Below are 22,325 nucleotides of genomic sequence, written 5' to 3'. Positions count from 1 at the left end.
ATCTCTAGAGAGAAGTATATGAGTGAAAAGTAATTATTTTTTAACGATTGGTATAATTTTAAAAAAACTAAATATGCGTATTTAGTTATTTTTTTCTTATAAAGATTAATTTTATGATTTTTAAAAAATATTCAAAAAAATAGAAAATCGGAGAAAATTTAAGAAAAATAAAGAACTTTGCAAGTAAAAAGCAGCACATCGAGATGCACTGCTTTATAAAACAATCGGTAAAATCAGCTTAACCTGTATTACGTAAACCAGCAGCGATACCCGCAATACTCACCATAAGTGCATGGTCAACAGGGGTGTGTTCTGCCTGACGCTCAGCAAGATAATCACGACGACGCTTCATGAGTTCAGCCTGTAAAAGATGCAAAGGAAGTAAGTATGGTTTACGAACCTGCATGGATTGATCAAGAACATCATTATTACTCAGAAGCTTTGATTCATCTTTTAAGGTTAATAAAGTTTGTACAGCATCTTTTAGTCGTTGGCGTAATTGGTTACCAAGAACTTTCAAATCTTCATCTTCAGTCAAATGAGACTCGTAATAGAGTGCAATGTTGGCATCGGCTTTAGACAATACCATTTCCAGCATATCAATCAGCGTCTGGAAATAAGGCCATTGCTGGAGCATTTCATCAAGTGTTGCTTTTTGCTGATCGGCAATCACTTCATTAATGGCAGCACCTGTACCTAGCCATGCAGGCAACATCAAACGAATTTGTGTCCAAGCAAATACCCATGGAATCGCACGTAAAGACTCGATGCCGCCACTCACTTTACGTTTTGCAGGACGCGAGCCTAATGGCAACATTTGTAATTCAAGTTCAGGAGTGACGGTACGTAAATATTTCACAAAGTGAGGGTTTTCACGAACAGTTTGACGGTAAACCTTAACAGAATGATCAGTCATACGGTTCATGAGTTCACGCCACTCGGCTTTAGGCTCTGGTGGTGGTAATAAGGTCGCTTCAAGTGTTGCTGCGGTATAGATCTCAAGGTTTTGCATCGCAATGCCTTCTAGACCGAATTTGAAGCGGATCATTTCACCTTGTTCTGTGACACGAATTGCACCAGAGATCGAACCCGGCGGCTGTGAGAATAGAGCTTGTTGGGTTGGTGCGCCACCACGGCTAATTGATCCGCCGCGACCGTGGAATAGGGTCAACTGTACGCCGTGTGTTTGAGCAATTGCAGTCAGCTCTTCTTGAGCACGATATTGCGCCCAGTTGGCAGACATGAAACCTGCATCTTTTGCTGAGTCGGAGTAACCGATCATGACTTCGTGTTTACCCTGAATGTGCTGTTTATACCAATGCATATTGAACAGCGTATTCATGGTAGTTGCAGCGCCATCTAAGTCTTTTAAAGTCTCAAATAGAGGAACTACACGTAAAGGATGCTGAATACCTGCTTCTTTTTGCAATAACAACACAGCTAAAACATCACTTGGATATTCAGCCATCGAAATAATATATGCTCCTAAAGACTCAGGTGGTTGGTCTGCCAAAGTACGCATGGTTGAAAATACTTCTTGAACATCTGGATGACCAATCAAACTACCTTCAGGCTCATTAATATATTTCGGTAAAAGCGGGCGTTTACTTTGTAATTCTTGAATGAGGAAATTTTGGCGCGCTTGTTCAGTCCACGATTCAAAATTACCTAAACCTAAATATTCGGTAATTGCTGAAATCGCTTGGCGATGGCGTCCTGATTCTTGGCGAATGTCGAGTTTAAGTAGTTCAATACCAAAACAATTCACACGGTAGATAAAGTCCAGGAGCTGACCATTCGCAATTTCAGGTAAGTTACTGTCGATTAAAGAGCGATAGCACAGCAATAAAGGCTGTAAGAGTTCATCTTTGCTTTTAATGACATTGCTGTCGTCTGCTTCTAAGCCTTGTAGGCGCTGCGCTAACCAGTGGCGAGTCGCTTTTAAGCGTTCGCGTGTAGCACGTAAATATTCACGATAAGGCTCTGCATGTTGGTTACCAATAGCCTGAATCATTTCTTCAGAACAGGTTTGGATCGAAAGTTCCCAACGTAAGTTTTCGATATCTCTTAGGTAAAGGTCAGCAGCTTGCCAGCGAGATAACCACAGTACTTCTTGGGTAATTTGGTGAGTAACATTTGGGTTGCCATCGCGGTCTCCGCCCATCCAAGAAGCAAAGCGTACCGGTGCAATATTGAGTGGTAAGTTTTGTTGGCAATTATCTTGAACCAACTCATTTAACTCACGAATAAATTTAGGTACAGCATTCCAAAGAGTTTGTTCAATTGTGGCAAAACCCCATTTTGCTTCATCGACTGGAGTAGGACGGTGCTGTCTGATTTCATCTGTTTGCCATGCCGAACTAATTTGTTGCTTTAAGTTCGCAAGTGCATTTTGACGTTCGCGTGGCGTGAGTTTTTGCTGATCAAGCTGCGATAGACAAGCATTAATATCATCATATTTTTGGATCAGGGTACGACGGCTCACTTCTGTCGGATGCGCCGTAAGTACCAATTCAATCTTAAGATCACAAATTTGCTGGAACAGTTTTTCCGTCGAAATACTTTTATCTTTAAATTTTTGAAATAAGTGAACAAGCGGGTTCGGTGAGTTTGCATCCGAATCAAACTCTGCCTGTCTGCGACTACGCACCACATGATATTGCTCAGCAATATTGGCAAAATTTAGGAAATGAGAAAACGCGCGGGTAAGAGGAAGTAACTCTTCATCGGGCAGTTCTAAAAATAATTGTTCTAGTTGCTTTTCGGCTTCAGCTTGACCATCACGTGCACCTTTGGCAAGAGCACGGATTTGCTCGATCTGATTAAACAGTTCTTGTCCTGCATGTTGTTTTAGGGTTTCACCTAACAAGTTGCCAAGTAAGCGGACATCCTCACGCAGTGGCGCATCGATTTGCTGAACCATGCTATTTTTCTCCTGTTCTTATTCTTATCGAATATAGCGCGATTAGCGAACATTCCAAGCTTTGAGCGTAAGAAAATGTGAATTTTTGCTTAAAAAATAACATTTAATTCGCATGTTGAGGCTGAAAAGATGACATGCACTCAGCACAACTTTTGACAATCGGACTTTGGTTTAATTCTGGTATTTGAGCAAGAATAAATGAATTGCATCTTGAATAATTTGTTCAAGCTCGTGCGCATTGGGTACAGCAATAATCCTAAGTAAAACCTTCTGGTGACGTACACCAAGCAATAAGGACAAAAGAAGTTCGGTTTGATAGGTTGGGTCATCGGTTTGAATAAAACCTAATTGAGCTGCTTTTTGCAAAAACTCGGTTAACTGATTTTGCAGTCGAGTATGAGATGCATCAAAAAACTGTAGAGCGAGTGGACTTTGTTCTGCTGCAAGTTCAAATAAAACATGTTCAAGTTTAAGCGCCTCAGGTGAGTAAATAATTTGCAAGGCGCGTGAACACACAATAAAGAGTGCTTGATAAAAATCTGCCGATGCATCTAATTCGAATTGTTTAGTACACAGTGTCTCTTCACAGGTTTCTGTAATCGCACAGATAAATAAGTTGGCTTTGTCTTGAAAGTGATTATAGACCGTCAGTTTAGTTACACCTGCTTCCTGTGCAATCTGGTTCATGCTGGTACCGTGATAGCCAGATTTCAAAAATATAGCTTTAGCGGCTTGTAAGATACGAGCACGTTTTTCTAGATCTTTTGGGCGACCACTTTGATTAACTGTTTGCACAAAACCCTCTAAATAATAATTTTAAAAAATAAACACTTATACATTTTTCTTTAATTAATGTACCCATGAGTATATTAATTAAAAAACAAACAAACTATGATGCAAGCATATTGTGCCTTAAAAAATCAGTTTGAATAAGAGCGATAAGATATGAATCTGTTAAAACCTCTCATCATGAGTATGGTGATTGTTTGTACGGTCACATTAATGGGATGCAGTAAAGAAGCACCCAAAACAGAAGAAATACCCTATGTGATGGTGGCGCAGCCATTAACCACACTCAATGAACAAAAAAGCTATGCAGGGGATGTGCAGGCTAGACAACAAACGGCTTTGGCATTTCGGGTTGGTGGACAAGTTACGGCGCGCTATGTGGATGTAGGCGACCGAGTTAAAGTTGGACAAGTATTAGCAAAACTCGATGTGGCAGATGCCCAGTTACAATTAAATGCTGCTAAAGCCCAATTGGATAATGCACAAGCTTCAGCAAAAACAGCAGCAGATGAACTTAAACGTTTTCAACAATTACTCCCTATTAATGCAGTGAGCCGTTCACAATTTGATACGGTAAAAAATCAATACGACGCGGCACAAGCGGCTCTACAACAAGCGCGTTCTAACTATGAAGTTTCTGCAAACCAAACTGGTTATAACCAACTCGTTTCTAATAAAAACGGGGTGATTACTGCGCGAAACATAGAAATTGGACAAGTCGTTGCAGCAGGACAAGCTGCTTATCAACTGGCAATTGATGGAGAGCGTGAAGTTGTTATTGGTGTTCCTGAACAAGCTGTTACCGAGATTAAAGTTGGTCAAGCCGCTTGGATCACTTTGTGGTCTAAACCGAATGAAAAATTTGCCGGATATGTACGCGAAGTTTCTCCGGCAGCGGATCAGTCTCGTACCTTTACAGTGAAAGTTGCACTCAAAGAGGGGCAGTCTGTTATCCAACTTGGACAAAGTGCACGCGTATTTTTTACCTCAACTCAAACCAACGTGATGAGTGTGCCACTTTCGAGCGTTTCAGCAACAGATAATCAGCCTTATGTCTGGGTTGTTAATGCGAATCAGACTTTACGCAAAGTACCTGTAACGGTTGGTGCATATGGCAGAGACAGTGTACCCGTGCTATCTGGTTTAACGCCAAATGATTGGGTGGTGATAGGTGGTGTGCATTTGCTACGTGATAAGCAGAAGATTCACCCGATTGACCGTGAAAACCGTGCGGTGAAAATTCAGGGAGCAAACCAGCCATGAAATTCAATCTCTCGGAATGGGCATTAAATAATAAAGGTATTGTCCTTTATTTTATGCTGTTACTTGGCATTATCGGTGCGATCTCTTATTCAAAACTCTCACAAAGTGAAGACCCACCATTTACCTTTAAAGTCATGGTCGTACAAACCTATTGGCCGGGAGCAACAGCGAAAGAAGTTTCAACGCTGGTGACTGACCGTATCGAAAAGGAACTGATGACCACAGGTCAATATGACAAGATCATGGCTTACTCCCGCCCGGGGGAGTCGATGGTTACGTTTGTTGCCAAGGACTCGCTGACATCGGCACAGATCCCTGACGTTTGGTATAACGTTCGTAAGAAGGTGAATGATATTCGCCATGAACTGCCAAACGGTGTACAAGGCCCATTTTTTAACGATGAATTTGGGGACACTTTCGGTAATATTTATGTACTGACAGGCAAAGACTTTGACTATGCACTTTTGAAAGAATATGCAGATCGTTTGCAATTACAGCTTCAACGAGTCAAAGATGTCAGTAAGGTCGAATTAATTGGTCTGCAAGATCAGAAAATCTGGGTTGAGATTTCTAACACTAAAGCGGTACAGCTCGGAATTCCAGTTACAGCGATTCAAGAAGCCTTACAAAAGCAAAATAGTATGGCAAGTGCGGGCTTTTTTGAAACGGGTACAGACCGTATTCAAATTAGAGTAAGTGGTCATCTACAAAACATTGATGAAATTAAAAAAACACCTTTATTGGTTGGTGATAAAACCATCCAGCTTGGTGACGTTGCTGATGTTTATCGTGGTTTTAGTCAGCCTGCTCAACCACGTATGCGTTTCATGGGTGAAAATGGTATTGGCATTGCCGTTTCGATGCGTAAAGGCGGTGACATTATTGCCCTTGGTAAAAATCTAGAAACAGAATTTGCCCAACTGCAAAAGACCTTGCCACTCGGCATGAAATTGCAGAAAGTTTCTGACCAACCTGTAGCAGTACAACGCAGTATTCATGAGTTTGTGAAGGTACTCGCTGAAGCAGTCATTATTGTCTTGTTAGTGAGTTTTTTCTCTTTAGGTTTCCGTACAGGACTAGTGGTTGCTTTTTCTATTCCTTTAGTTTTAGCAATGACCTTTGCCGGTATGAGTTTATTCGATGTCGGACTGCATAAGATTTCACTTGGTGCTCTGATCTTGGCGTTAGGTCTGTTAGTCGATGACGCCATTATCGCCGTCGAGATGATGGCCATTAAGATGGAGCAGGGCTATAGCCGGATTAAAGCCGCCGGATTTGCGTGGAAAACTACCGCATTTCCGATGCTCACGGGAACATTGATTACCGCGGCAGGTTTTTTACCGATTGCTACGGCTCAGTCTAGTACAGGTGAATACACACGCTCTATCTTTCAGGTTGTGACCATTGCTTTATTGGTGTCTTGGATCGCGGCAGTTTTATTTGTGCCTTATTTAGGTGAAAAGCTATTACCAGATTTTACCAAGTTAGGACATCAGGCCCCTTGGTATGTCCGTTTGTGGGCAAGATTAACGAAAAAACCGCAACCGCAAACTGTGGCAATTTCGCAGGACCATCATTACGATCCTTATCAATCTAGTTTCTATTTACGCTTTAGAAAGATGGTCGAGTTTTGTGTGACCTATCGTAAAACCGTGATTGCAACGACGGTGGGGATTTTTGTGCTCTCTGTACTCATGTTTAAGATGGTACCTCAGCAGTTTTTCCCGCCTTCAAACCGTGCCGAGATTTTAGTCGATTTAAAACTTGAAGAAGGCGCCTCTTTAACAGCAACAGAACAAGCTGTGAAAAAGGTTGAAAAATTCTTGTCGAAACAAAAAGGTATTGATAACTATGTGGCCTATGTGGGTACAGGTTCACCACGTTTTTATTTACCTTTAGACCAGCAATTACCGCAAGCCAGCTTTGCTCAGTTTGTTGTACTCGCATCATCACTTGATGATCGTGATGACATTCGTCGTTCGTTAGAAACACAAATTAAGCAGTTACTCCCACAAGTCCGTACTCGTGTGTCATTACTCGAAAATGGCCCACCTGTGGGTTATCCATTGCAATATCGTGTGTCAGGTGAAGATTTAAATCTGGTACGTAAAGAAGCGCAGCAAGTCGCTAGAGTAATGAGTGAAAACCCGAATACCACCAATGTGCATTTAGATTGGGGCGAGCCAAGTAAGATCATTTCGATTCAAATTGATCAAGACCGTGCTCGACAAATGGGTGTCTCTAGTCTGGATTTAGCGAATTTCATTAATGCATCAATTACTGGTAGTGCGATTGAGCAATATCGTGAAAAACGTGAACTCATTGAAATTCGCTTACGCGGGGACCAAGCAGAGCGCGTTGAAGTGGCTTCACTGGCAAGCTTAGCTGTGCCAACGAACAATGGAACCACTGTACCTTTAGCTCAAATCGCGAAGATTGAGTATAAGTTTGAAGATGGTTTGATCTGGCATCGTAACCGCTTACCGACGATTACTGTTCGCGCAGATATTCGTACCAATTTACAGCCTGCTACCGTTGTGGGTGAGTTAGCTGAATCAATGGATAAGTTACGTGCTGAATTGCCAAGTGGCTATCTCATTGAAGTGGGTGGAACCGTAGAAGAGTCTGCACGTGGGCAAGATTCTGTGAATGCGGGTATGCCACTCTTCTTGGCAGTGGTCATGACATTACTGATGATTCAGCTCAAAAGCTTGTCTCGCTCGACCATCGTGTTGTTAACAGCTCCACTGGGTTTAATTGGTGTTGTTTTATTCTTACTGTTATTTAACAAACCATTTGGCTTTGTGGCCATGTTAGGCACAATTGCGCTCTCTGGCATGATCATGCGTAACTCGCTTATTTTGATTGATCAAATTGAGCAGGACCGACAAGCGGGACATCCAACTTGGGAAGCAATTATTGAAGCGACAGTACGTCGATTCCGTCCAATTATTTTGACTGCTTTAGCCGCTGTTCTGGCCATGATTCCACTTTCTCGAAGTATTTTCTTTGGTCCGATGGCTGTTGCGATCATGGGCGGATTGATTATTGCCACCCTACTGACATTATTTTTCCTACCTGCACTCTACGCAGCGTGGTTTAAGGTGAAAAAAACCGCATAAAATACATAAATTTTTTGTGAATAAAGGTGCGAAATATTGAAAACTCCAATATAGTAGCACCTGTCTTTACACAAAAAATACAGGATTATTTCACTGCATAAAAAATAGGCAAAATGCAGTGAATTGAGGTGAAATACAGATGGGGCAAGACCATATCGAACAGCATCGCCGCTATATAGTAATTTCTTATGCGTTCATGTTTCTTGCATTGTTTACGGTTATTTTTGCGGCCTTTGCTTATTTGGTCGCTCGTAAAGTGGCAGTTGTAGATAATGCAGAAGTTTGGATTCATGCGCATGCGCTATGGATTATGCGCAATGCGATTCTATTTCTATTTATGGCAATTTTTGCTGTTGTCTGGTTTATTCCGCTCTTCTTCTTTGCATGGGATAGTAATCTTTGGGTCACCGCCTCTACGGTTGCTGGCGTAGTTTTTAGCGCTATTGCGTGGTTATTTCTATTAAATGCATGGTTAAAAGGCTTGTCTAAATATTTAAAAAATAAGGCAGTTTTTTAATATATCTATTTTTTAAACATTTCCCCCTTGTAAATTCGGCTAAAGCCCCCCATTTAGTCGGCAATAGAGTATTGATAAAATTCCGTGAGGAGCACCGCCAAAAATGGCTAAACGTGATTATTATGAGGTTTTAGGCGTTTCAAAAACCGCAAGTGATGATGAGATCAAAAAAGCCTACCGTAAATTGGCGATGAAATATCATCCTGATAGAAACCCTGACAATGCCGAAGCTGAAGAGAAATTTAAAGAAGCTGCTGAAGCTTATGAAGTTTTATCGGACAGCGAAAAGCGTAGCATGTACGATCGCATGGGACATAATGCGTTCGAAGGTGGCTTTGGCGGGGGCGGTGGTGGCTTCGGCGGATTTAGTGCAGAAGATATTTTTAGCCAGTTCGGTGATATCTTCGGTGGCGCATTCGGTGGTGGTGGACGTCAACAGCGTCAACGTCGCGGATCAGATTTACGCTATGTAATGGAACTTACCCTTGAAGAAGCTGTAAAAGGGGTTAAAAAAACCATTACCTTTACTGCTCCAGCACCATGTGATGTATGTGATGGTAAAGGTTCTAAAAATCCAAAAGATGTTGAAACCTGTAAAACTTGTCATGGTTCAGGACAAGTTCGTATGCAGCAAGGTTTCTTCTCTGTACAACAAACATGCGGTACGTGTCGTGGTCAAGGTAAAATTATTAAAAACCCTTGTCAGGCATGTCATGGTTCAGGTGTTGCCGATCGCCAGCAAACGTTGGAAGTTACAATTCCAGCGGGTGTAGATAATGGTGACCGCGTTCGTTTGAGTGGTAAAGGCGAAGCAATTCGTGATGGCCAATCAGGTGACTTGTACGTTGAAGTCGTCGTTCGTGAACACGAAATTTTCCAACGTGACGGTGCCGATCTTTATATGGACGTACCAGTGAGCATTGCTGATGCTGCACTTGGTAAAGAAATTGAAATCCCAACTTTGGAAGGCCGTGTTAGCCTGAAAATTCCTGAGGGTACTCAAACAGGTAAATTATTCCGTTTACGTGGCAAAGGCGTTCGTCCAGTACGTAGTAGCATGGTGGGTGATTTACTCTGCCGTATTGTGGTAGAAACACCAGTCAACTTAAATTCTCGCCAACGTGAATTACTTAAAGAGTTGCAAGCTTCTTTTGATGGCGAAGACAGCGCTTCTTCACCGAAGAAAAAATCATTCTTTGATCGTTTGTTCGATTAATACTTGATTAGATAAGAAATTAAAAAGAAGGCGGATATTTATAAAATATCCGCCTTTTTATTGCGCTGATTCATCTTATTATTTTTATTCTGCTTAAAAGAAAATTACATCTGCTTACTCTGTAGGATGAGCAACATCAATATCGTCAACACTTACAGTCGGTTCGCTAGAAGCAAGAGTAGGAGCATTTTCGATCACTGGTGCGGCTACTGCTTCTGCCTGTACAGCTACTTTCGGTGCTTCTGCTGTTTTTTCGCCAATAATTGGGTCAATATCTTCAACTTTAACGTCAGCATTGGCATCGCTTGTTTGAGCTGTAGGCGTTGCTGTTTGAGTATTTACGTTTGTTGTAATGCGCGCTTTAGATAAGCTTTCTAATGTGTCTCCTGGCTGGATTGCAGGCTCTGCAAATGCCACTGAACTCATAATCCCCATCATTACTGTAAAACCAATAATTCTCGAATGCATGCTGAACTCCTTATAGTCATCTTTTTCTCATTCGTGGCTCCGTAGTCTGCCGATCAATTCTTTAACTTTTGTGAAAACAGATTAAATTTCGTCCTAACTCAAAAAATAATTTTTACTTTTTAAGATGAGCAAAGAGTTTTGATATAGTAGGTAAATTACGTAAAACCGAAGATTGGGAAGATTATGTCAGCAGCTCCACGCATTGGTATTTTAGGTGCAGGCGGTCGTATGGGCCGTACGCTTATTCAAGCAGTTCAACAGGCAGGCTATCAATTAGCTGCCGCGGTAGAGCGTCCGGAAAGTAGTTTGGTGGGCACTGATGCAGGTGAGCTTGCTGGTATTGGTTCAGTGGGTGTGAAGGTTTCAGGAAACTTGGCAGAAGTTCTTAAAGACTGCGATGTAATCATTGATTTTACTGCACCAGTTGCAACGGCTCAGCATTTAAAGCTTTGCCGTGAAGCTGGGGTTGCCATGGTTATTGGTACAACAGGTATGTCAGATGAGCAAAAAGCTGAGTTAGACGAAGTTGCTACGCATACCCCAGTGGTTTACGCTGCGAACTATTCAGTGGGCGTAAATGTATCAATCAAGTTACTTGAGCTTGCAGCAAAAGTATTTGGCGATACAGTAGATATTGAAGTGATTGAAGCTCACCACCGTCATAAAGTGGATGCGCCATCAGGTACAGCGTTAATGATGGGCGAAGCAATTGCAGATACTTTAGGCCGTAACTTAAAAGAAGTTGCTGTGTATGGCCGTGAAGGGCATACGGGCCCACGTGATCGTCAAACGATTGGTTTTGAAACCATTCGCGGTGGCGATATTGTTGGCGAACACACTGTGATGTTTATTGGTGAAGGGGAGCGAGTTGAAGTGACTCATAAAGCCACTAACCGTATGAACTTTGCTGCTGGTGCAGTGCGAGCTGCTGCGTGGGTTGTGGGCCGTGAAGCGCGTAAATATGACATGAAAGATGTTTTAGGATTGAACGACGTACAGGTATAAAACCCTGTCCGTATTCCATGTGTAGCGAGAAAAACAAGATAGAGCAGAACATGAATAAAAAACAAATTGTCTTGACCACTCTTCTTTGCTTAAGCAGCCTCTGGACGGGGGCTGCTTCTACAGAAAAAGCTAAACTCAGCTTAGACCGCAATAATATTAAAGTCTGGACCTATCAAAAAACTGATAATCCAGTCTTTCAATATAAAGCAGAAACCACATTTGATGTGCCACTTGAACGCGCTGTTGCTGTGATTTTAGATGTAAATCGTGCTGACCAGTGGGTGCCTTATATGGGCAAAGTTGAAATGTTGTCTCAAGATGAGAAAAAAGGTGAGTTCACACTGTATATGGTGTTGGATTTTCCGTTTCCTTTGAAAGATCGCGATGTGGTTGTAAAAGGAAAAATGAGCAAGGCTGCAAATGGCGTTGTGACAATTAAAAATACTGCAATTAGCGGAAATTATCCGATACAACCTGATGTAGTGCGCTTAACACGCTATGAAGGGGATTGGACATTCCAGAAACTTGCAAATAATAAGGTGAAAGTAACCACCAGTGGTTACGCTGACCCTGCTGGTGCAATTCCGTTGAGCTTTGTAAATATGTTTGTTCAACAGCAACCTTACCAGATGTTGCTGAAAATGAAGCGGGAAGTGACTAGTCCAATTTATGAACACCCTAAATTACCAGATATTTTAAAATAAATAGTTTAAAAAAAAGCGCCTGAGATCAGGCGCTTTTTTTATTAATCTGAACACTGCTGTAAAGCTTGTGCAGGGCTACTTTCGCGTTTGATTTGAAATAAAACCAATAATAAACCTAATCCAGCCAGTAATGCTCCAGCAAAAGATACTGCGCTATAACCCCAACCTAAATCGAGTACTAACGCGCCTGCTGCTGCACCTACTGCGTTGCCTAAGTTAAACGCACCAATATTTACTGAAGAGGCAAGCCCCGGTGCTTCATGAGCGACTGACATTACACGCATTTGCAAAGGTGGTACTAAAGCAAAGGTTGCTGCACCCCAGATCACTAATGCAATGGCTGCTCCAATCTGGCTTTGTGCAAGAATTGGGAAAGTCACCATCATCACAATCAACAGAACCAAGAAACCAATCAAAGTTTTATTAATGGACAAATCTGCAAAACGTCCGCCTAAATGGTTACCAATTGAGAAACCGACACCAATCAGCACCAACATGAACGTAATGAAGGTAGGTGAAGCATGGGTAAACTCAGTCAAACTTGGCGCAATATAGGTGTAGAGCGTAAACATTGCACCTGCACCGAGTACGGTGGTGAGTAGCGCAAGGACCACAGGAGTACGCGTTAATACCTTCAACTCAGCTTTCACATTTGGTTTTTGGGCAACCATACCTTGTGGGAGCGCTTTCCATAAAGCGAGCATGGTAATCACACCAAGCAAAGAAATCGCAAGGAAAGACATACGCCAGCCAATGTTCTGCCCAACCCATGTTGCTAACGGTACACCACCGATATTGGCAATGGTTAAACCCATAAACATGGTGGCTACAGCACTGGCCTGTTTGTGCGCGGGTACAATGCTTGCCGCTACAACAGAGCCAATCCCGAAGAAAGCACCATGGTTCAAGCTTGTGATGAGACGTGCACCTAATAAGCTCATATAGCTTGGTGAAAACGCTGCGATTAGGTTACCGACCGTAAAGATCGCCATCAGCAAAATAAGTGCATTACGGCGTGCAAAACCACCGAACCATAGGGTCATGAATGGGGCACCTAGCATGACACCAAGTGCATAACCTGTAATTAACATACCAGCCGTTGGAATTGAAATCCCTAAATCATTAGCGATATTCGGCAACAATCCCATTGGTGAGAATTCAGTGGTGCCAATGGCAAAGGCACCTATTGCCAATGCCAATAACGAGAACGCCGTATTTGATTGAGTGTTCATGAGTTTAGTCCCAAACTGGTGCCCATGGCTCTGGGCTAACTTCACGACTGTTACGGTCGAGTTCAGCAATCATTTGCATTTCAGCTGAAGTTAACTCGATATCCTGTGCTTTTAAGTTGCTAATCAGGTTTTCACGTTTAGTCGAAGATGGAATGACTGCAAAACCACGTTGCAATGCCCACGCTAGTGCAATTTGTGCTGTTGTTGCTTTATGCGCTGCTGCAATTTCAGCGAGAACTGGGTCTTGAAGCACTTTACCGTACGCAAGAGTCATGTATGAAGTGACATCAATATTCTTCTCTTGTAAGAAATTCACAAGCTTATGGTTTTGAAGATAAGGGCTTAACTCAATCTGGTTGGTTGCAATATGCTCAACACCAATTGTGTCAATTGCTTGTTGGGTAAGTGCAATATTGAAGTTTGAAATACCAATTTGTTTAGTTAAGCCCTGTTGTTTTGCTTCAAGTAAAAGCTTCATAACTTCAGGAATCGAAACGCCTAAATCTGGTGCTGGCCAATGGATCAAAGTGAGGTCAACATGGTCAGTACGAAGCTTTTGTAGGCTCTCTTTTAAGCTTGGAATAAACTTATCTTGAGCAAAATTATCTACCCAGATTTTTGTGGTTAAAAATAAGTCCTGACGTGATACACCGCTTTCGGCAATCGCTTGACCAATTGCTGCTTCATTGTCATAAATTTGAGCAGTATCAATGACACGGTAACCTACGTCTAAAGCAGTTTTAACAGAATCAATAACTGCTTGTTCTTTAAGACGGAAAGTTCCTAGACCAAAACGTGGGATATTCATGTGTTTACCTAAATTTGAATAATCATTTAACTTGATGTGCATTTTGCTTTTTTTATTGTTGCGAAAAAATAGATGAATAAGCAAAATATCTTTGATCATTAGTCAATAATGGAATAAGACATGAAATCAACAATTGAAGAGCTGGTCGCGTTTATCGCAATCGTTGATACGGGCTCTTTTGTTGCGGCGGCAGAACATTTAAAACAAACGCCTTCAGGAGTCAGTCGATCTTTAACGCGCCTAGAAGCGAAGTTAGATGTGACCTTATTAGAACGAACGACACGTAAATTGAAACTCACTCAAGAAGGACAACAGTTTCTGGTAAAGGCCCGTAAAATCTTAAATGAGCTAAATGCGGCTGAAGAAGAACTACAAAAATCTGATCAGGGGACTGCGGGACTCATTCGCATTGATTCAGCAACGCCGTTTGTCTTACACGTCATTGCGCCATTAATGCATAAGTTTCGTGAGTGCTATCCAAACATTGAAATTGAGTTAAATAGTAATGATCAGGTGATTGATCTACTGCAACATAAAACCGATGTTGCATTCCGATTCGGAGAACTTAATGATTCAAGTCTTCATGCCAAATTAGTATGTAAAAGTCGCTTATTTATCGTTGCAAGCCCTGAGTATTTAGCAATTAAGGGTACACCGACACAACCTGAACAGCTTGAACAACACGATTTGATTGGTTTTACCAGGCCTGCATATATCAATAGTTGGCCGATTAAAGTTGGTGATGAATATTTTTTTGCGCAATCAAAAATTAAAGCATCGAGTGGAGAAACGGTACGTCAGCTGACGATTAGAGGACATGGTATTGCACGACTATCTGAATTTGAAATTTGGAAAGATATTGAAGAAGGGCGATTGATTGCCTTATTTGAAGACCAAATTGAACATCAATATCAAAGCATCCATGCTGTGTATTATCAACAAGAGCATCTACCAAAACGAATTCGTTTATTTATTGAGTTTTTGGCAGAACAGTTAAAAGACGGTTTTAAAAACGCTCTCTAAAAGTAGTGTAACTGTCAGTTGGAAAATGAACTTCTAAAAGTGGGGTCGTTTGTCCTTGTGATGAATGTTGAGACAGAAAATAGCTTTTTTGATGTTCTCGGCAGCTAAAATACAAAGTCGAATAAACCGAGTTCACCATTACAACTTCATTTGAGCTATTCCGTTTATATTGATAATGAGAAATCGTAATGGTCTTTTCATCAGTGCGTTGCTCCATTTTATAGTCTTGTTGATTTGTCATTTTTAAATAACCTTCTATGAGACTTTGGCAAACAGTATGTCTGTACTGCTCATCTTTTGGTTGTTGTTGGCAACCAGCTAAAACAATAGTAAATAACAATATAGCTTTTAATTTCATGACCTTGCTACTTTCTGAGTTGATTTCTATAGCCTAAAGGTGTTCTATAAACCAGTACAGATACAGAAATTTTTAAAAAAGCAGCACAGAATGACTTTCCAATATCAGGTTCTTGCCAATCAATTAGCACATCGTATTTATCAAGATGAGCTTAAACCTCATCAGAAACTTATTTCTTTACGAGATTTTGCTCGTCAGCACAGCATTAGTTTAAGTACAGCAAAAAGTTGTTATGAGTTACTTGAGGCGAGGGGGCTTATTTATGTAAAGCCGAAGTCAGGTTATTTTGTGGTTGCTCGTGCACAATCGGGCCCCATTCCTGAAAGTCCAGATTTCTTGTCTTTACCTCGACAAGTTTCAAATCTGGAATTGCATAATCAAATTCAGGAAGCTGCCTTACAAAGCCATCTTGTACCATTAGGCTCTATTCAGTTAACGCCTCATTTTATTCCTGTGGAAGGTTTACGTCGTTCTATTCAACGGGCTTTAAAAAATTGTCAGCCTCAAGACTTTCTTTATTGTAATAAACAAGGACATGAGCAATTAAGAAAAGCGTTATCTGATCATTGGCGTGAAGATGGGATTTTTATCGCAGTAGAAGATATTTTTATTACCAATGGCTGCATGCCTGCTTTGTCTTTGGTGATTCAACATCTAACAGAAGTAGGCGATAGTATTTTAATTCCGACACCTACTTTTAATGGACAATTACAGCTTATAGCAAGTTTAAAACGGCAGATTATTGAAATTCCAGCGCATCATCGTGGTATCGATCTTGAGCGCTTAGAATCATTTATGAAGCAGGGTTTAGCCAAGGTTTGCTTAATGACAGCCAACTATCAGAACCCATTGGGATATTGTTTAAGTAATGCAGAAAAGCAAAAGATTGCCGAATTAGCAGCAAAGTATCAGTGCTTTATTATTGAAGATGATATTTATGGAGAGTGTGGTTACAGCGGTGAGCGACCATTACCTATTCGCTATTGGGACCGTGAAGGCTATGTAATTTGGTGTGGGTCGGTTTCTAAGTCTTTGTCGAGTGCGTATCGCGTAGGATGGTTCTGTTTAAGCGCGAAGCTACAGCATTTAAGGCTTGAGCTGGTAGCCAGTAATATTGGGGTTAATACACCGCTACAACTAGGCCTAGCTGATTTTATTTATAGTCGTGGTTATCGAGAGCATTTAGAGCAGTTAAGACCGAATTTGATGCGGCAAGTCGAGGAGTATCGTAGTTGTATTTTAAATGCCTTTGAAGGTATACCAATTGCATTGAGCCAACCAGAAGGGGGTTATGCCTTATGGATGCAGTTACCTAAAACTGTAGATAGTTTGGCGCTCTATTACACTGCAAAATCTCACGGAATTACCGTAGTTCCCGGGCATGTTTTTGGTGAGGATGAACGCTATCGGCATTTTATTCGTTTAAATGCAGGTCATGAGCTAACAGCAGATGTCCGCCAAGCCATTAAAGATTTGGCGGACTGGTCACGGCAACAGATTAAAACAGTGAGTTAGTCTTACTCTGCAAAGTCTGCCTTAAGCACAATGCGGTAGCGTGCCTGACCCGAGTGTAGACGTTCAATTGCTTCATTGAGCTGTGACATTGGAAATAGCTCAATTTGAGGCGCAATTTTTTTACGTGCAGCAAACTTTAAAAGCTGACGTAGTGCAGCAGGTGAACCCGTAGGTGAACCAGTCACTGACTTAGCACCACCAATAAGAGAGCCAACAGAAACAGGAACAGGCTCAAGCGTAAGACCTAAGAAATGTAAGGTTCCGTTTGGTGCCAGTGTTGCAATAAAAGCAGACCAATTTAGAGTCACATTCACGGTACTTAGCAATAAATCGAATTTACCTTTTTGAGCTTTTACTGCCTCTGTATCGCGGCTATTCACTACATGGTCCGCTCCCATTGCCTTGAGTTCTTCTGTTTTATCTGGGTTAGAACTAAAAGCAGTGATTTCACAGCCCCATGCTTTAAGTAGCTTGATGGCTATATGGCCTAAACCACCAATACCAATTACACCGACATGATGCGTTGCCTGAATTTTGTGTTTGAGTAGTGGGTCAAAAACGGTAATTCCGCCACAAAGTAAAGGACCAGCACTTTCAGCGTCTAAATCTTCAGGGAGGGGAATAGCCCACTGCCAGCCTGCACGAACTTTATCAGCAAAACCACCCGCATGTCCTACGATTGTTGCAACACTTCCGCCCGTACAAAGTACTTGCTGACCGCCAATACACTCATCACAGGCTTGGCAACTTTCGGCGGTCCAGCCAATACCGACACGTTGCCCAATTTGTAGTCCTTTGGCTTCTGAGCCTAAAGCAACAATTCGTCCAATAATTTCATGGCCTGCAACTACAGGGTACACGGTTGAACGCCATTCATTATTTAAAACAGAAATATCAGAATGACACAAACCACAGTATTCAACTTTTACCTCAACCTGATGCGGTTGTAATTCACCTGCATCAAATTGGTATGGGACCAGTTTTTCACCTGCCTGCATTGCAGCATAAGCTTGAATCGTATTATTGCTCATCGGAAACTCCTTAAGCGGCTTTGAACCGTTCTGGTGGGTTATGAAGCTTTAAATTGACAATCGTTTTCATGATCATCGACCATACCTACTGCTTGCATAAAAGCATAGCAGGTGGTTGGGCCAACAAATTTGAAACCATTCTTTTTAAGAGTTTTGGAAAGTTTTACGCTCAGTTCGGTTTGAGCAGGGGCCTTACGATAATCTACAACATCATTGTTTTGTGGAGCTGCATCTACAAACTGCCAAAGCCATGTAGGAACATCACCGACTTGTGCTTTGAGCGCTTGCCAAGCAATAGCATTATCACGAATGGCTTTGAGTTTACCTAAGTGACGAATTAAGCCAGCATCAGATAATTTTAGTTCTAGAAAATCATCTGTAAATGAAGCAATGTCTGCAATCGGATGATTAAAAAAATGCTGACGATAGCTTTCTCTTTTTTTCAGTACGGTAATCCATGAGAGGCCCGCTTGCTGACCTTCAAGACAGAGCATTTCAAATAATCGTGCTTCGTCGTGTTCGGGTTTACCCCATTCTTCATCATGGTAAGCAATATAGAGTGGATCGTCGGAACACCATCCGCAACGTTGAGTTTTCATGATAATGCTCCTTATATTTATCTTAGAATTTTAAAGATTAAATAACACCCATTCATTCGGGCGAGTATCCCAATAATACAGTTCTGCTTGTGTTAAGTCTTCAAACTTTAGCCAAAAGTCTTTGCCAACTTTGTCTGAAAAACCAGTACTGATCAGTAGGGCATCATCGCTGATTTCCATGATCCAGCCTTGATAGCTATTGCCATTTAAAACGATCTTTTGCTGGTTACCAGACTCGGCAAACTCTACTAAGCGATTGATCAGCGCTTCCGACATAAAATGTTCCTAGCGTAAATATGAATAAGGATTAACAGCACCACGACCTTTACCATCTAAGTAAAGACCATAATGAAGATGAGGTGAAGTATAACGTGCATTACCCGTATTGCCGACATAGCCAATGAGGTCGCCCTTTTTGACATAGTCGCCTACGTTTAAGCCACGTTTATGTCCATTAAGATGAGCATAATAATGCCATGTTCCTGCCGGGCCTAAAATCCAGATGACTTTGCCACCTAAGTTGTTATTACGAAGATCTGCAACGAGTCCTTCAGTTGCACTGTACACTTTGGTTCCACGTGGAGCCAAAATATCAATTCCTTCGTGACTACGACCCTGACTCCGAGCAGCTCCCCATGTGTCTTTTAATTCATCGCGGTCAATACCTTTTACAGGTACAGGTAGTCGACTTGGAAGCTGCATACTTTTGAGTTTGATGACTTGAGCGGGTGGAAGTGGGGCAGGTTTTTTAGGTGCACTGGCACAGGCCGCCAATAGAATAATCAGAAAACCAAGTGAGAAATGAGAAACAAAACGTCGCACAAAATACTCCCTGTCACAGCCATATCAAAATTATTTTACTCACTATGTCATGAACGGCTTGTCGAGATCAATTTTTTCATCGCGGTTGGAACACCTTTGGCAATGGCTTGTTCCGGACTCAACCATTGACCTTCAAGTTCAATAGCCAGATGTTCTTTTTGATCAGGTTCCACGTGGAACACGTGAGCATTAAGTAACCATGTGAAATGAGTGAAGCTATGGCTGATCTGAAAAGTTTGTGCTTGAGGCTGTAATTTATATTGCTGATTTATGCTCAGTCGTTCATGTTCATTTTCTAAAATAGGTAAACAGAATAAACCGCCCCATAGACCATGAGCTTGACGTTGTTGCCAGAACCATTCACCTTCGCACTGAATAATAAGAACATCTGCTGTTTTAACAGGCGGTGTTTTTTTCGGTTTTTTAAAAGGTAATTCTTGTTCTAACCCTTGCTGATAAGCCTGACAATGAGCTTGCATTGGACAATATAAACATAGCGGTTTTTTAGGTGTACAAATGGTTGCGCCGAGATCCATAATCGCTTGAGTATAGTCATGGTTGCGATGTGCAGGGCAAAGCTCTTCAGCCAGTTTCCACATTTCACGTTCGTGTTGTGGTTTGCTTAAGTCATCTTCAATAGCGAAGAAACGAGCTAAGACGCGTTTCACGTTGCCATCCATGATGACACCGTACTGACGTAAACCTAAAGACATGAGCGCACCTGCGGTCGAGCGACCAATGCCAGGTAACGCAATCCATTCTTCTAGCGTTTCAGGAAATTTACCTTGCTGCGTGACAAGACCAGCCGCTTTATGCAAATTGCGTGCACGAGCGTAGTAACCGAGGCCAGCCCAATAAGGTGCTACTTCATCCCAAGTTGCATGACCTAAAGCTTCTACCGTTGGGAAGCGCTCCATAAAGCGGTCAAAATATTGCAAAACCGTTTTCACCTGAGTCTGCTGTAGCATAATTTCAGAAACCCAAACTTTGTACGGATCATCGGCAACTTGCCAAGGCAAATCGTGACGACCATGTTGATCGAACCAGTTTAAGAGGGCATCAGAAAAAGAAAAGTCAGGCATGAACAGCTATAGAAGAAAAGTAAGGGCTAAATTATAGCTGAAATTTAGATGAAATTTTGTTTAAAGCAGACAATCAAAATGAGGGTATTAAAACAGAGATGACCTTGGGAAATAGCAATCTCTGTTTTAATCAGATAAAAGGATTAATCCTTTTGTATGCCCCAACGTTGATCAAGTTTCAACGGCTGATTTTTGTAGTAAGGAATGACATGAATGTGGAAATGATCTGAATTTTGTCCGAACACTTCACCATCATTAAAACCGATATGAAAGCCATCTGGTTGATGACGAAGCTGTGTCTCATGACGGGCAATTTCAAGAAGTGTAAGCAAGCCTTGATGCTCTTTAGATGTGATCTCAAAGAACGAACGAACGTGACGTAGCGGTGTCACTACACAATGACCTTTAGATAATGGATTAGAATCAGGCAAAATTACGGCAAATTCATTCTTATCAATGATGTCATATTCATCAAATTCGCAATACGGACATTTCTTGTCAGTCATTGTTGTATCCTCTCATGTTATTCCATTAAACCCCGAGTGCGGGAAATAAGACTAGGCTTTGCTCTAGCTCAACGGGAATATAGTTATTGAAGTATGGTTTAAAAAATACAGTAAAAATATTGCAAAGTCATAAACATTTAACGGAGCAAATGCAAAAAAACCATTTGCTCCAAATTTGCTTCTTTTATTTTAGAGTACGATCTAATAAAGCGTACATTTTAGCAAGGCCTTGTTTTTCCGCTTCGCTATTGTAGCCAAGGTCTACACCGTTCGCTTTAGCTCTTTCATCGGCAAGCGGGTTACTAAAGCCATGTTTAGCACCTTCTAAAACCACTACTTCGTGTTTAACCTCAGCAGCTTGCATCTCTTTTTCAAAATTAGCAACATCTTCTAAGGTGACCATACTGTCTAATTCACCATGTAGAACTAAAACTTCACCTTGAATGTCGCCTTTTTGAGCAGGAGCTTTAGGTGTTAATGTGCCATGGAAAGTTGCAGTTGCTTTTAGTGGGGCACCTGAACGCGCAAGATCTAATACGACTTTACCACCATAGCAATAACCTACAGCAGCAATTTTCTCACTGTTTACTTCCGGCTGAGCAGCTAAAGTTTGAAGCCCTGCATTGGCACGATCAGTCACCGTGTCTAAATCTTCAAATGTCTGCATCATCCATTCATAGGCTTGAGCTGCTGTTGTCGTGACTTTTTTATCGCCATACATGTCAATAGCAAGAGCTGCATACCCGTGTTCAGCAAGTTCACGTGCGCGTTGCTCTGTATATTCGTTACGTCCCCACCACTCAGGAGCAACAATCACACCCGCAACAGGTGTTTCGCTATCTGGAGCCGCAAAGTAACCAATTAAATGGCTACCATCTGGTGCAGTATATTGAATTTCACGGGTTTTAATTGCAGTACTCATGACATTAATCCTGAAATTTAAATCGATTTAAATACGCTTGATTAAAGCATAAAAATTAAGAAGTAAAATAAATAACTATGTAAAAATCTACATCAAAAGAAAAAGATACAAAACTATAAGCAATAAAAAAGAAGGAAACCAGTTCCTTCTTTTTATGTGATCATGATTAAATTAAGTTCGGCCTCGCGAAATGAACCCAATTACAGCTAGAATTACAGCTACAACTAATAAAATCACGGCAAAGTCTTTAGATAGCCCTGCAACACCACCAAACCCTAATAGACTGGCAATGAGTGCAATTACTGCAAAAATTATCGCCCAACGGAACATAATGCTGTCCTCCTTATTTTTCATTGTCATTTAACTATATAGCGTGTTTTTTACTCGGAATGTGTCGTTTATGTGGTTGAAATGTATATT

The 22,325-nt window shown here is 41.4% G+C and carries 22 protein-coding genes; 8 read left to right on the top strand and 14 right to left on the bottom strand.

Translation table 11 applies throughout. From position 1 onward, the window contains the following. Window positions 1-238: 238 nt before the first annotated feature. Both ppc and J580_RS17285 read right to left on the bottom strand, forming a co-directional pair. Window positions 239-2,923 carry a phosphoenolpyruvate carboxylase gene (gene ppc, locus J580_RS17290; RefSeq protein ID WP_032005067.1) on the bottom strand — a complete coding sequence of 895 codons (2,685 nt, stop codon included), beginning with the start codon at window positions 2,921-2,923 and terminating at the stop codon, window positions 239-241. A gap of 171 nt (window positions 2,924-3,094) precedes the next feature. Continuing rightward, a complete protein-coding gene (locus J580_RS17285) occupies window positions 3,095-3,718 on the bottom strand; it encodes a TetR/AcrR family transcriptional regulator (RefSeq protein ID WP_032005066.1) in 624 nt (207 codons plus the stop codon). Between the two features lie 150 nt (window positions 3,719-3,868). Here J580_RS17285 and J580_RS17280 point away from each other — a divergent pair, with 150 nt between their 5' ends. The 4 genes from J580_RS17280 to dnaJ all read left to right on the top strand — a co-directional run bounded on the left by J580_RS17280 (window position 3,869) and on the right by dnaJ (window position 9,830). Continuing rightward, on the top strand, window positions 3,869-4,975 hold the full coding sequence (locus tag J580_RS17280; protein ID WP_032005065.1) for an efflux RND transporter periplasmic adaptor subunit: 1,107 nt from the start codon (window positions 3,869-3,871) through the stop codon (window positions 4,973-4,975). Then, window positions 4,972-8,097: an efflux RND transporter permease subunit gene (locus tag J580_RS17275; RefSeq protein ID WP_032005064.1), complete on the top strand. Its 3,126-nt coding sequence runs from the start codon at window positions 4,972-4,974 to the stop codon at window positions 8,095-8,097. The genes J580_RS17280 and J580_RS17275 overlap by 4 nt, the downstream gene beginning before the upstream one ends. A gap of 139 nt (window positions 8,098-8,236) precedes the next feature. Continuing rightward, the gene (locus J580_RS17270) at window positions 8,237-8,614 is read left to right on the top strand and encodes a membrane protein (protein WP_002119294.1); all 378 of its coding nucleotides are present in this window, start codon (window positions 8,237-8,239) and stop codon (window positions 8,612-8,614) included. A 103-nt stretch (window positions 8,615-8,717) separates the two neighbouring features. Beyond that, on the top strand, window positions 8,718-9,830 hold the full coding sequence (gene dnaJ / locus J580_RS17265; RefSeq protein WP_002119101.1) for a molecular chaperone DnaJ: 1,113 nt from the start codon (window positions 8,718-8,720) through the stop codon (window positions 9,828-9,830). Between the two features lie 114 nt (window positions 9,831-9,944). Here dnaJ and J580_RS17260 read toward each other — a convergent pair whose 3' ends face one another. Then, window positions 9,945-10,298 carry a hypothetical protein gene (locus J580_RS17260; protein WP_032005063.1) on the bottom strand — a complete coding sequence of 118 codons (354 nt, stop codon included), beginning with the start codon at window positions 10,296-10,298 and terminating at the stop codon, window positions 9,945-9,947. Between the two features lie 183 nt (window positions 10,299-10,481). On the opposite strand from J580_RS17260, the gene dapB reads away from it, so the two are divergent. Continuing rightward, a complete protein-coding gene (dapB, locus tag J580_RS17255) occupies window positions 10,482-11,303 on the top strand; it encodes a 4-hydroxy-tetrahydrodipicolinate reductase (protein ID WP_002119175.1) in 822 nt (273 codons plus the stop codon). A 50-nt stretch (window positions 11,304-11,353) separates the two neighbouring features. Further along, window positions 11,354-12,007, top strand: coding sequence for an START domain-containing protein (locus tag J580_RS17250; RefSeq protein WP_032005062.1), 654 nt, complete (start codon window positions 11,354-11,356; stop codon window positions 12,005-12,007). 41 nt (window positions 12,008-12,048) lie between these two features. On the opposite strand, the gene J580_RS17245 is transcribed toward J580_RS17250, so the two are convergent. Both J580_RS17245 and dkgB read right to left on the bottom strand, forming a co-directional pair. Then, window positions 12,049-13,239: an MFS transporter gene (locus J580_RS17245; RefSeq protein WP_005066574.1), complete on the bottom strand. Its 1,191-nt coding sequence runs from the start codon at window positions 13,237-13,239 to the stop codon at window positions 12,049-12,051. A 4-nt stretch (window positions 13,240-13,243) separates the two neighbouring features. After that, window positions 13,244-14,047, bottom strand: coding sequence for a 2,5-didehydrogluconate reductase DkgB (gene dkgB / locus J580_RS17240; RefSeq protein WP_032005061.1), 804 nt, complete (start codon window positions 14,045-14,047; stop codon window positions 13,244-13,246). Between the two features lie 120 nt (window positions 14,048-14,167). Between dkgB and J580_RS17235 the strand changes: the two genes are divergently transcribed. After that, a complete protein-coding gene (locus J580_RS17235) occupies window positions 14,168-15,070 on the top strand; it encodes a LysR family transcriptional regulator (protein WP_017386200.1) in 903 nt (300 codons plus the stop codon). Here the strand turns inward: J580_RS17235 and J580_RS17230 are convergent. Next, a complete protein-coding gene (locus J580_RS17230; protein ID WP_032005060.1) occupies window positions 15,054-15,428 on the bottom strand; it encodes a hypothetical protein in 375 nt (124 codons plus the stop codon). The two genes, J580_RS17235 and J580_RS17230, sit on opposite strands and share 17 nt — an antisense overlap. A 90-nt stretch (window positions 15,429-15,518) precedes the next feature. Here J580_RS17230 and J580_RS17225 point away from each other — a divergent pair, with 90 nt between their 5' ends. Continuing rightward, window positions 15,519-16,943 carry a PLP-dependent aminotransferase family protein gene (locus J580_RS17225; protein WP_032005059.1) on the top strand — a complete coding sequence of 475 codons (1,425 nt, stop codon included), beginning with the start codon at window positions 15,519-15,521 and terminating at the stop codon, window positions 16,941-16,943. A gap of 2 nt (window positions 16,944-16,945) precedes the next feature. On the opposite strand, the gene ahr is transcribed toward J580_RS17225, so the two are convergent. From ahr to J580_RS17185, 8 genes are all read right to left on the bottom strand, one after another. After that, on the bottom strand, window positions 16,946-17,974 hold the full coding sequence (gene ahr / locus J580_RS17220; protein WP_032005058.1) for an NADPH-dependent aldehyde reductase Ahr: 1,029 nt from the start codon (window positions 17,972-17,974) through the stop codon (window positions 16,946-16,948). A gap of 38 nt (window positions 17,975-18,012) precedes the next feature. Then, entirely contained in the window at window positions 18,013-18,573 is a 561-nt protein-coding gene (locus J580_RS17215) for a DNA-3-methyladenine glycosylase I (RefSeq protein WP_005066585.1), read from the bottom strand. 30 nt (window positions 18,574-18,603) lie between these two features. After that, complete coding sequence (locus J580_RS17210; RefSeq protein ID WP_017399449.1) at window positions 18,604-18,849, bottom strand: hypothetical protein; 246 nt, start codon at window positions 18,847-18,849, stop codon at window positions 18,604-18,606. A 9-nt stretch (window positions 18,850-18,858) separates the two neighbouring features. Then, on the bottom strand, window positions 18,859-19,395 hold the full coding sequence (locus J580_RS17205) for a M23 family metallopeptidase (RefSeq protein ID WP_017399448.1): 537 nt from the start codon (window positions 19,393-19,395) through the stop codon (window positions 18,859-18,861). 47 nt (window positions 19,396-19,442) lie between these two features. Then, window positions 19,443-20,477 carry an A/G-specific adenine glycosylase gene (gene mutY / locus J580_RS17200; protein WP_032005057.1) on the bottom strand — a complete coding sequence of 345 codons (1,035 nt, stop codon included), beginning with the start codon at window positions 20,475-20,477 and terminating at the stop codon, window positions 19,443-19,445. Between the two features lie 143 nt (window positions 20,478-20,620). Beyond that, window positions 20,621-20,983 (bottom strand): HIT family protein, encoded by a 363-nt coding sequence (locus J580_RS17195; protein ID WP_032005056.1) that lies wholly within the window; start codon window positions 20,981-20,983, stop codon window positions 20,621-20,623. 184 nt (window positions 20,984-21,167) lie between these two features. Next, window positions 21,168-21,905, bottom strand: a complete 738-nt coding sequence (locus tag J580_RS17190; protein WP_032005055.1) for a dienelactone hydrolase family protein — start codon at window positions 21,903-21,905, stop codon at window positions 21,168-21,170. A gap of 171 nt (window positions 21,906-22,076) precedes the next feature. Then, entirely contained in the window at window positions 22,077-22,235 is a 159-nt protein-coding gene (locus J580_RS17185) for a DUF1328 domain-containing protein (RefSeq protein ID WP_002053759.1), read from the bottom strand. Window positions 22,236-22,325 lie beyond the last annotated feature (90 nt).

Source organism: Acinetobacter sp. 1542444 (assembly GCF_000581835.1).
In the GTDB taxonomy this organism is placed as follows: domain Bacteria; phylum Pseudomonadota; class Gammaproteobacteria; order Pseudomonadales; family Moraxellaceae; genus Acinetobacter; species Acinetobacter pittii.
The sequence above is the reverse complement of the archived record's forward strand: the minus strand, read 5'-3'. Positions and strand labels throughout refer to the sequence as shown.

Bases quoted from the DNA above. Each gene is read 5' to 3' on its own strand.
- J580_RS17270 (WP_002119294.1), top strand. From the start codon at position 8,237: ATGGGGCAAGACCATATCGAACAGCATCGCCGCTATATAGTAATTTCT.
- J580_RS17280 (WP_032005065.1), top strand. From the start codon at position 3,869: ATGAATCTGTTAAAACCTCTCATCATGAGTATGGTGATTGTTTGTACG.
- J580_RS17210 (WP_017399449.1), bottom strand. From the start codon at position 18,849: ATGTCGGAAGCGCTGATCAATCGCTTAGTAGAGTTTGCCGAGTCTGGT.
- J580_RS17250 (WP_032005062.1), top strand. From the start codon at position 11,354: ATGAATAAAAAACAAATTGTCTTGACCACTCTTCTTTGCTTAAGCAGC.
- dkgB (WP_032005061.1), bottom strand. From the start codon at position 14,047: ATGAATATCCCACGTTTTGGTCTAGGAACTTTCCGTCTTAAAGAACAA.
- dnaJ (WP_002119101.1), top strand. From the start codon at position 8,718: ATGGCTAAACGTGATTATTATGAGGTTTTAGGCGTTTCAAAAACCGCA.
- J580_RS17190 (WP_032005055.1), bottom strand. From the start codon at position 21,905: ATGAGTACTGCAATTAAAACCCGTGAAATTCAATATACTGCACCAGAT.
- J580_RS17215 (WP_005066585.1), bottom strand. From the start codon at position 18,573: ATGAAAACTCAACGTTGCGGATGGTGTTCCGACGATCCACTCTATATT.
- J580_RS17245 (WP_005066574.1), bottom strand. From the start codon at position 13,239: ATGAACACTCAATCAAATACGGCGTTCTCGTTATTGGCATTGGCAATA.
- ppc (WP_032005067.1), bottom strand. From the start codon at position 2,923: ATGGTTCAGCAAATCGATGCGCCACTGCGTGAGGATGTCCGCTTACTT.
- ahr (WP_032005058.1), bottom strand. From the start codon at position 17,974: ATGAGCAATAATACGATTCAAGCTTATGCTGCAATGCAGGCAGGTGAA.
- J580_RS17225 (WP_032005059.1), top strand. From the start codon at position 15,519: ATGACTTTCCAATATCAGGTTCTTGCCAATCAATTAGCACATCGTATT.
- dapB (WP_002119175.1), top strand. From the start codon at position 10,482: ATGTCAGCAGCTCCACGCATTGGTATTTTAGGTGCAGGCGGTCGTATG.
- J580_RS17260 (WP_032005063.1), bottom strand. From the start codon at position 10,298: ATGCATTCGAGAATTATTGGTTTTACAGTAATGATGGGGATTATGAGT.
- J580_RS17195 (WP_032005056.1), bottom strand. From the start codon at position 20,983: ATGACTGACAAGAAATGTCCGTATTGCGAATTTGATGAATATGACATC.
- J580_RS17185 (WP_002053759.1), bottom strand. From the start codon at position 22,235: ATGTTCCGTTGGGCGATAATTTTTGCAGTAATTGCACTCATTGCCAGT.
- J580_RS17235 (WP_017386200.1), top strand. From the start codon at position 14,168: ATGAAATCAACAATTGAAGAGCTGGTCGCGTTTATCGCAATCGTTGAT.
- J580_RS17275 (WP_032005064.1), top strand. From the start codon at position 4,972: ATGAAATTCAATCTCTCGGAATGGGCATTAAATAATAAAGGTATTGTC.
- J580_RS17230 (WP_032005060.1), bottom strand. From the start codon at position 15,428: ATGAAATTAAAAGCTATATTGTTATTTACTATTGTTTTAGCTGGTTGC.
- mutY (WP_032005057.1), bottom strand. From the start codon at position 20,477: ATGCCTGACTTTTCTTTTTCTGATGCCCTCTTAAACTGGTTCGATCAA.